We start from the raw sequence: 2090 nt of genomic DNA, 5'->3' as shown, positions 1-2090 counted from the left end.
AGCGCGGGCTGCGCTTCGGTGTCCTGAGTACGGTCTCGCGTTTCTTCCCGCTGGTGCGGGGTTGCGCCACCTGCCCGCCCCGGCCCGGCCTCGCGGCCGGGTCGGGTGGTGCGGGTCTTGCGGTCGGCTCCACGCGGTTTCGACGCTCGCGCGTCCTGGTCTCCGGCCACTCCGGTACCAGTCAAGACGTTGACGCCACGAGGGCGGCAAGGTTTCGGGCCGCGTTCTCGTCCCGATCCATCACAACAGGGCAGTCGTCGCAGTCGAACACTCGAACGTGCAGCGGCAGCTTGGCTTTCACCGCGCCACAGCCCGAGCAGGTCTTCGAGGAGGGATACCAGCGGCCGGCGACCCGCACGGCCTCACCGTTCCAGCCTGTTTTGTAGGTGATCTGCCGGCGGATCTCGCCGAACCCGGCGTCGGAGACCCGGCGTGCCAGGCGCCGGTTGCGAAGCATCCCGGCGACGTTCAGGTCTTCGATCACCACGGTGCCGTACTCGGCGGCCAGTCGTGTGGTGAGCTTGTGCAGGCCGTCGGCCCGCAGGTTCGCCACCCGGTGATGGACGCGGTTGCGCTCGGCGTTGGCGCTCAGCCACCGGTTGGACGGCTGAGCGCCGGTGCGCCGGTCGGGTCCTTGACGGCGCGAGACACGGCGAGACAGGCGCCGCAGACGCTTCAAAGAGCCCTGCAGGTGGGCGGGGTTGGGCTCATAGCGCACCTCACCGGCGCCCTCGGCGAGTACGGCGAGGTGCTTGACGCCCAGGTCCACACCCACGACGGCCTGCGGCCGCGCGGCAACGCTCGCGGCGCGCTGGACCTCGACCTGGAAGGACACCAGCCAGCGTCCACGCTCGTGCCGGACGGTGGCCGACAGGATGCGGGCACTCCCGGCGCTCAGCCGCCGATGGAGTTTGCGGGTGGACTCATGGGTGCGGATCGCACCCAGCCGGGGCAGCGTGACGTGACGACGGTCGTCTTCCAGGCGGATGGTGCCGGTGGTGAACCTCACCGACAGGCCGGCCGTGCGCTTGGAGCGGAAGGCCGGAAAACCCATCTTCGGGCCCTTGCGCTTACCGTTCTTGGAATCGCTCCAGTTCTTCAACGCGACGGCGAGGCGTTCCAGCCCGCTGTTGTAGGCCTCTTTGGAGTTTTCCCGCCACCACGGCGCGACCTGCTCTTTGGCGGTGTTCCAGGCTTTGCGCAGCGAGTACATCGACCACGACAGCGGCGGGGTCAGGTGTTCGTCGGGGATGTCGTAGCTGCGTTCGGCCTCCCGCTGGCCGAGGTTGGCCTTGATGAGGGCCAGGCCCCAGTTGAACGCCATGCGCGCCGCACCGCAGTGTGACGCCAGTGCGCGGGCCTGGCCCGCGTTCGGGTCGAGAGCGAAACGGTAGGCCTGCACCACGAAACCGCTCCGCGCCTGGAACTTGGCCTGGAGCTTCGCCATCGGTCACCGGCCCCTACGCCGATACGCCGGCGTCTGTTGCGGCCGATACGGCGAGTTCGGCGCGCCGCTTGGCCGAGCGCCGCCCGTACAGGCGCGCGCACATGCAGGTCAATACCTCGGTCATGTCCCGGACCAGGTCATCGGCGCTCTCCTGCGGTTGCAGGATCACCAGGCGGCGGCCGGTCGCGGCGAGCGCGGATTGCAGGTGTTCGACGCCGAAGCGGGCCAGACGGTCGCGGTGCTCGACCACGATCACCGCCGCGGTCGGATCGGCGAGGAGGCGGTGCGGCTTGCGGCGTGTGCCGTTCAGCCCGGACCCGATCTCCTTGACCACCTCGCCGACGGCCAGGCCCAGAGCGTTGGCGCCCTCGACGACCCGTACGGCCTGCCGGTCCAGATCGCCCTTCTGATCGCCGGACGACACCCGGAAGTAGGCGACCACCCGGCCAACGGTAGCGGCGGGCTCTTCGGCGATCCACGTGCCGGAGGGCGCCTGGTGGACGGCGACGGGCATCTTGCCGCTCTTCACCCACCGCCAGGCGGTCTGATAGCTCACGCCCTGCCGGCGTGCCCACTCCGAAAGCTTCACGCGCGCAAGATACATGACTACGTGTGATCATCTTTGCTTATAAAAAATTGAGCA

The 2090-nt window shown here is 68.9% G+C and carries 2 protein-coding genes; both read right to left on the bottom strand.

Annotation, left to right across the window (positions count from 1 at the left end; all coding sequences use genetic code 11):
• Nucleotides 1–181: 181 nt before the first annotated feature.
• Nucleotides 182–1447 carry an IS607 family element RNA-guided endonuclease TnpB gene (gene tnpB, locus AB0B90_RS38595; protein WP_362926865.1) on the bottom strand — a complete coding sequence of 422 codons (1266 nt, stop codon included), beginning with the start codon at nucleotides 1445–1447 and terminating at the stop codon, nucleotides 182–184.
• Between the two features lie 13 nt (nucleotides 1448–1460).
• Nucleotides 1461–2036: an IS607 family transposase gene (locus tag AB0B90_RS38590; RefSeq protein WP_362926863.1), complete on the bottom strand. Its 576-nt coding sequence runs from the start codon at nucleotides 2034–2036 to the stop codon at nucleotides 1461–1463.
• Nucleotides 2037–2090: the final 54 nt, after the last annotated feature.

Origin of the sequence: Streptosporangium sp. NPDC049078 (genome assembly GCF_040648855.1) — a bacterium.
In the GTDB taxonomy this organism is placed as follows: Bacteria; Actinomycetota; Actinomycetes; order Streptosporangiales; family Streptosporangiaceae; genus Streptosporangium.
This window is presented reverse-complemented; position numbering and strand designations above follow the sequence as displayed.